Source organism: Arthrobacter sp. Y3223164 (assembly GCF_059091005.1).
The window spans coordinates 1-6,037 of record NZ_JBNHGF010000162.1; the positions used below are offsets into that span (position 1 = coordinate 1).

Below are 6,037 nucleotides of genomic sequence, written 5' to 3' on the forward strand. Positions count from 1 at the left end.
GCCGGCGAGCGCGCGCGGCTGGTGGGCGTCCCGCCGCTGCAGTCGCTCGCCGTCACCTATCACCGCGATCCCTCCGGGGGCCGCCAGCATCCGCTCGACGAATTCAGCGACCTGGTGGGAAAGCTGGCCGGCGGGAAGTTCTGACGGCCGCGGCCGCACGGGGGTACGGTGGGTGGAATAGAAATCACCGACCGGAGGTTGTCGCCAGCGTGTCCATGAACGACGGCGGTGCCACCTCGGAGCCCTCTTCCCCCGCCCGCGTGGCCGGGAGCCACGATGGCGGCGCCAGCGCTGCGTCCCGCGGGGGGCGGGACACCGAGACCCGGGCCGGCATGGCCTACGGCCTCTCGGCCTACGGCCTCTGGGGCATCCTCCCCCTGTACTTCACCGCGCTGATACCCGCCGGCCCGCTGGAGATCGTCGCCAACCGAATTGTCTGGTCGCTGCTGTTCTGCTTCCTGCTGATCACGGCGCTGCGCGGCTGGCGCACCTTCGGCGCCGCGCTGGGCAACAGGCGCACCTTCGGGACGTTGTCCCTGGCCGCGGGCCTCATCGCGGTCAACTGGTTGACCTACGTGTTCGCGGTGCTGAACGGACACGCCATCGAGGCCGCGCTGGGATACTTCATCAATCCGCTGGTCTCCGTGCTGCTGGGGGTCATCCTGCTGAAGGAACGGCTGCGCCCGGCGCAGTGGGCCGCCATGGGCGTTGCCTTCGCCGCCGTGCTGGTGCTTGCCTTCGGGTACGGCAATGTTCCGTGGATTGCCCTGATCCTGGCGCTCAGCTTCGGGTTCTACGGTCTGGTCAAGAAGAACATCGGCGGCCGCGTCGACGCCGTCACCAGCCTGAGCGTGGAAACGCTGGTGCTGACCCCGGTCTCCGTGGCCGTCATGCTCATCCTGATGGCCGCCGGCCAGGCAACCCTGCTCTCCGAAGGCGGCGGCCACTTCTGGCTGATGGCCGCCAGCGGCCTGATCACCGCGCTGCCCCTGCTGTTCTTCGGCGCCGCCGCCCGCCGGCTGCCGCTGAGCACTGTCGGCATGCTGCAGTACCTGGCCCCGCTCCTGCAGTTCATCATCGCCCTCGTCTTCCTGCACGAGCCCATGCCCTTGGAACGCTGGATCGGCTTCGGCCTGGTCTGGCTCTCCCTGGCCATCCTGACCACGGACATGGCCGTGGCCCTGAAGCGGGCGCCCAAGGCCGGCGGGGAGCCGGCGGCCGCCCAGGCACCCTAGCGGGGTGCGGCGGCTAGAGGCCGGACAGCCCGTCGTGCGTTGACCAGAAGTCGGACATGGGTCGTGGCCGGCCCATGGTGAGCGCTTCCAAGTAGAGAAGATGCGCGTGCCAACCGGGCAGGTAATTGACCGCTTCGCTCCCCAGCCCGTCGTGGGCCAGGTCCAGGGTGGTCGTACTGCCGACCGGGGTGAGGATGATCCGCACCTGCGACGGCGGCTCGTCCGGAAAGTCCCACGTCATGTGCAGCAGTTTTTCCGGTTCACATTCCAGAATCCGGCTGGTACAGCAATAGTTTTCCGCGTGCTGGATGGTCACCACATCCCCGCCGACGAACCGCCCGGACGTTAATGTCCCCAGCCAATGAGGCAAGGCTTCCGGGTCTGTCAGCCCCCACCAAAGGCGGGCCGCGGGCACCGGCATGGACCACCTGTGGGACACGTGTCCCTTCGCCGCGTGAACGGCACGACTTAGGAGAGGCATACCCGGAGGCTAACGCACCCTCGGGCACTTCGGGCTCTGCCGCTTCGGTCCGGCCCGCCGGGCAGGCCCAGCACTAGTATCGGATCGCGTCGATCACCTTGACCCGCACGGCCACCACCGCCGGGATCAGGCCGGCCAGTGCGCCGACGGCCGTCGCGGCGCCGATGCCCAGCAGCGCCGCTTCCACCGGGAACGGCGGCAGTTCGCTGATGCCCTGGGCGATCAGGTCCTGGATCCACGGGCTCTTCACCACGGCGACGGCGAGCATCACCCCCGCCACGCCGGCCACGAACGTCGCGACCACCGATTCGAGCATGACGCCGAAGAAGATCCGGCCGGAGGTCGCCCCGAAGCTGCGCCGGATGCCGATCTCCCGCACCCGGTACCTGACCGTCACCATCGAAATGTTGAGCAGTCCCACGGCGCCCAGCAGCAGCACCAGGCCGGCGATGCCGCCTACCGCCCACTGGATGCCCTCGAACGGGTCGCCCCAGGCGGCATAGTCGCTGCGGTACACATTCGCCTGGGCATCGGGGAACTGGGCCTGAAGGTCACCGGCGATCGCCGCGCTCAGGCCCGGCTCGAGCTCGGCCGGGAGCCACATTTCCAGCACGGGAGGAGGACCTGCCTCCCCGCCGAGGCCCCAACGCTCGTAGTGGTTGGTGAGCATCATGGCTTGGGCCATGGCTTCCTGGTGGAAGTCCGGCATCACTCCCACCACGGTGGCCGCGATCGGCCGCTGCTGGAAGATCTGCACCACGGGGTTCAGCGCCAGGTCCGGTGCACCCAGCTGCCGGTGGAATGCTTCGTTGATGATCACCGCCGGCGCAAGCGCCGCGGCGTCGGCTTCCGTGAACCAGCGGCCGGTGACCAGGTTGACCCGCCGCATCTCGCCGTAGCTGCGGTCCACCACCGTGGTCTCGGCCGTCATGACGCCGTGGGGGAACTGGAACGGAACCTGGGCGAAGGCCCGGCGGCTCGCGTATTCCACGCCGTAGCGTTCCACGAGCCCCTCGAAGGCGGCCTGCAGGACCGCCGGTTCCTCGGTTCCTGTCGGCAGGTGGACCTCAGCCGTCACGGTCGCTGCGCGGCCTCCGGATTGTTCCTGCCCCTGCACGATGCCTTCCCTGGCCATGTTGCCGAGCCCGACGACGGTGGTCAGGGCCGCGACGGACAGCGCCACGCCGATCAAGGCCAACAGGACCCGGGTCTTGTGGATGCGCAGCTCGGCCCATGCCTCGACCAGGAGGGCAACGGCGCCGGTCATGCTGCCTGCTCCGAAGCGTGCAGAATCCCGTCGCCCAGCCGATAGTGCCGCTGGGCCAGGACCGCCACGTTTGCATCGTGCGTGATGGTCACCAGGGCCGCACCCGACTCCCGAACCACCTCGTCCAGCAGGGCCATCACGTTTTGCCCGGTTTCGATGTCCAGGGCGCCGGTAGGCTCATCGGCAAGAATCAGCCTGGGCGAGCGCACCAGCGCCCGCGCGATGGCGATCCGCTGCTGCTCACCGCCGGAGAGCCTGTGCGGTTTCTCCCCCAGCCGGTCGCCCAGGCCGACCCGATCGAGCATTTCAGCGGCCAGCCGCTCGCGCCGCCAGAATTGCCGGCCGCGGGCATAGAGCAGCGGGACCATGACGTTTTCCAGTGCTGTACGGCCCGGCAGAAGGTTGAACTGCTGGAAGATGAATCCCACGCGGGCACCGCGGGCCATGGCGCGCTGCTTTTCCCCGAGGGACGAAACCGCCCGCCCCTCGAAAAACATCTCGCCGGTGCTCGGCACATCCAGCAGGCCCAGGATGTTCAGCAGGGTGGACTTCCCCGACCCGGACCGGCCGACTATCGACACGTGCTCGCCGGTACCGATGCTCAGCTCGATGCCCTGCAGGATGTGCAGCGGGCCGCGGTCCGGGATGTGCACGCTCCGCGTCACGCCCTGCAACTCCAGCAGCGGGGCCCCCGCCGCCGCAGCGCTCATCCGCCCACCATGCCGAAATCGCCTTCCATCCCGGGCATCATCTGGTCCCCCGGCGCGCCGGGAATGAACTGCAGGACCAGGTCGCCCTCGTCCAGCCCGTCGACGATCTCCACCTGCATCCCGTCGGTCAGTCCCAGGGCGACCGGGCGCTCAACCGGCGCCCCGCCGTCGTCCTCCACCACCCACACCAGGCCGGTGTCCACCGATCCGCGGACCGCCGTGGTGGGCACCACGATCACGTTCTCGGCGGTTCCGGCCGTGATATCGATCGTCGCGCCCAGCCCGGGGAAAACCCTGACATCGGCCGGTACGGCGCAGTTGACGGTGCCCGTCGCCGCGGGGGCCGCCGGCCCGAACGGATCCCCGGGCTGCTCCGGTACCGGTCCCGGGGCCCCGGCTGCCGGGCTCTCCCCGACCGTCACGGCCTTGCACTCGAAGGGAGCCGGACCGCCCATGACGGTCACGGTGGCGGAACTGGGGCGGTCGAGCAGCCGGAACTGCTGCTCGGCGGTCAGTGTCCCGGTCACCGAAAAGGTGCCCGGGGAAATGACGGCTGCTTCGGCACCGACCGAGACCTGCTGGTCCACCAGCACGGACAGGTCGGTCAGCTTGCCGGCGGCCGGGGCCACCACGTTCACGTAGGTATACGCCGGGGCAGCCGGTAAGGCCGGTTCGTCCTCCGGATCCGGTTCGAGCGAAACCTGCTGCACGGCGTCGGGTTCCACCGGCTTCTGCACCTGGAACAGCGCATCACCCTTGGCCACGTTCGCCCCGGCCTCTACGAAGAGGTGGTTCACCGTGCCTTCCGCCGTGCTGCGCACGGTCACGGCGGGGTCGCCGGCAACCGATCCCTCGAGCTGGACCACGTTGATCACCGTGCCCACGGCCGCGGGTACGCTGGGCGTGACCAGGCGGGCCGAAGGCTGCTGGTCGACCGCCTCCGCGCGCATGCCATCCACGAAAGCGAGCTTGAAGAGCGCGGCAGCTATGACGGCGAAAATCGCCAGCCAAACCACCGGCAGAACGTAGCGGCGCACAGCACTCATGCAGGATCCCCCCTCGTCGACGTGCGCCTGAGGCGCGTCACGGCGGGAAGCTGACACATGACGTGAGACAAACACCCGCTTGTGACGGAGGTTACCAGTGCCGGATGGCGGCGGGCGGCCAAGACACGGCCGCTACCGGCGGCCAGGGCGGAGACCGGAACCGCCCGGCGCCGCAACAGTCACGGCAGCGGCCTGCCGGCGGCCTGATCCGGAGCCCCCGCCGATCCCCCGCCTTCCCCGCACCCCTTAGTCCCGCACCCCGTCCACTTCCTGCGGAACCACCACCATGGGCACCGGCAGCGAACGCAGGACCTTGTACGCAGTGGCACCGAGGAACAGGCGGTTGTGCTGGGCGAGCCGGCTGGATCCCATGACCACCAGTTCCCCGTCGTCCCAGTCCAGCGAATCGATGGCCTCTTCGATGTTGCGCCCATGGGCCACGGTCACCGTGGCGTTGCCGGGAGGCAGTTCGGTGGCGGCCTGGGCCAGCACGGAGTTCGCGTGCAGGTGGGCACTGTGGATAGCCTCGCCGCTGTCCGGCGCTTCACGGGTGTCCAGGGAGACCAGGGAAACCAGGCGCAGCTGCAGGCCGCGGCGCGAGGCCGCGTTCAGGGCAACGTCCCGGGCGGCCTGCGCGCCCTGCCGCTCGCCGATGAACGCGGTCAGCCGGGTCAGCGGCTCTGTCCGCTGGTACCCGCGGGGCGCCAACGCCACCGGAATCGGCGAGGCGTGCAGGAGGGCGTTTGCCACGCTGCCCACCGTGAAGCGTTTAAACAGGCTGTTGCTGCTGGCGCCGATGACAATCAGCCTGGCGCCGGCTTCCTCGCCCGCCGCGATCAGCCCTTCGGCGAACGATTCGGCGGACCGTACCTTGAATTCGGCGTTGACGTCTGCCGGGACCAGTTTCAGGGCCTCGCGGCGGGCGGTGAGGACTTCCTGCTCGCTGGCGCTGACGCGGCTGCCTTCGGGGTTCAACGCCACGTAGGGGGCGCTGTCTGCCACCACATAGACGATATCCAGCCCCGTCCCCTGCGTCCGGGCGATTGCCACGGCCAATGCCACGGCATCGGCTCCCCGCTCGTCCGGCTGGTATCCCACCACATAACGCATGCAAACTACCCCTGTCCCTGTCCGTGGGGCAGCGGATGCGACGGTGCCGGCAACATCCGCACCCGGTGACGCGATGATGGTTCCGACTCTAACCCGAGACCGCCGGCGGCAACAGGCCGGGAGCAGGACGGGGCGGGCGGCCGGAGCGGCCTCCAGAACGGCCGCGGGCGGCCGCCGGAAACCCTCGC

6 protein-coding genes are annotated in these 6,037 nt (G+C 69.4%); 1 reads left to right on the forward strand and 5 read right to left on the reverse strand.

Annotated features, from left to right (window positions below; translation table 11 throughout):
- The first annotated feature begins 215 nt into the window (after window positions 1–215).
- On the forward strand, window positions 216–1,235 hold the full coding sequence (gene rarD / locus AC5RUJ_RS09540) for an EamA family transporter RarD (RefSeq protein ID WP_494128794.1): 1,020 nt from the start codon (window positions 216–218) through the stop codon (window positions 1,233–1,235).
- A 13-nt stretch (window positions 1,236–1,248) separates the two neighbouring features.
- Here the strand turns inward: rarD and AC5RUJ_RS09545 are convergent, their stop codons facing one another.
- The 5 genes from AC5RUJ_RS09545 to AC5RUJ_RS09565 form a co-directional block, all read right to left on the reverse strand.
- A complete protein-coding gene (locus AC5RUJ_RS09545; protein WP_494128781.1) occupies window positions 1,249–1,716 on the reverse strand; it encodes an SRPBCC domain-containing protein in 468 nt (155 codons plus the stop codon).
- Window positions 1,717–1,789: 73 nt separating this feature from the next.
- Window positions 1,790–2,983, reverse strand: a complete 1,194-nt coding sequence (locus AC5RUJ_RS09550; RefSeq protein WP_494128782.1) for an ABC transporter permease — start codon at window positions 2,981–2,983, stop codon at window positions 1,790–1,792.
- Window positions 2,980–3,693 carry an ABC transporter ATP-binding protein gene (locus tag AC5RUJ_RS09555; RefSeq protein WP_494128783.1) on the reverse strand — a complete coding sequence of 238 codons (714 nt, stop codon included), beginning with the start codon at window positions 3,691–3,693 and terminating at the stop codon, window positions 2,980–2,982. The genes AC5RUJ_RS09550 and AC5RUJ_RS09555 overlap by 4 nt, the downstream gene beginning before the upstream one ends.
- Window positions 3,690–4,739: an efflux RND transporter periplasmic adaptor subunit gene (locus AC5RUJ_RS09560; RefSeq protein WP_494128784.1), complete on the reverse strand. Its 1,050-nt coding sequence runs from the start codon at window positions 4,737–4,739 to the stop codon at window positions 3,690–3,692. Before AC5RUJ_RS09560 ends, AC5RUJ_RS09555 begins: the two co-directional genes overlap by 4 nt.
- A 246-nt stretch (window positions 4,740–4,985) precedes the next feature.
- Complete coding sequence (locus tag AC5RUJ_RS09565; RefSeq protein ID WP_494012795.1) at window positions 4,986–5,849, reverse strand: universal stress protein; 864 nt, start codon at window positions 5,847–5,849, stop codon at window positions 4,986–4,988.
- Window positions 5,850–6,037 lie beyond the last annotated feature (188 nt).

Bases quoted from the DNA above. Each gene is read 5' to 3' on its own strand.
- AC5RUJ_RS09565 (WP_494012795.1), bottom strand. From the start codon at position 5,849: ATGCGTTATGTGGTGGGATACCAGCCGGACGAGCGGGGAGCCGATGCC.
- AC5RUJ_RS09560 (WP_494128784.1), bottom strand. From the start codon at position 4,739: ATGAGTGCTGTGCGCCGCTACGTTCTGCCGGTGGTTTGGCTGGCGATT.
- rarD (WP_494128794.1), top strand. From the start codon at position 216: ATGAACGACGGCGGTGCCACCTCGGAGCCCTCTTCCCCCGCCCGCGTG.
- AC5RUJ_RS09550 (WP_494128782.1), bottom strand. From the start codon at position 2,983: ATGACCGGCGCCGTTGCCCTCCTGGTCGAGGCATGGGCCGAGCTGCGC.
- AC5RUJ_RS09555 (WP_494128783.1), bottom strand. From the start codon at position 3,693: ATGAGCGCTGCGGCGGCGGGGGCCCCGCTGCTGGAGTTGCAGGGCGTG.
- AC5RUJ_RS09545 (WP_494128781.1), bottom strand. From the start codon at position 1,716: ATGCCTCTCCTAAGTCGTGCCGTTCACGCGGCGAAGGGACACGTGTCC.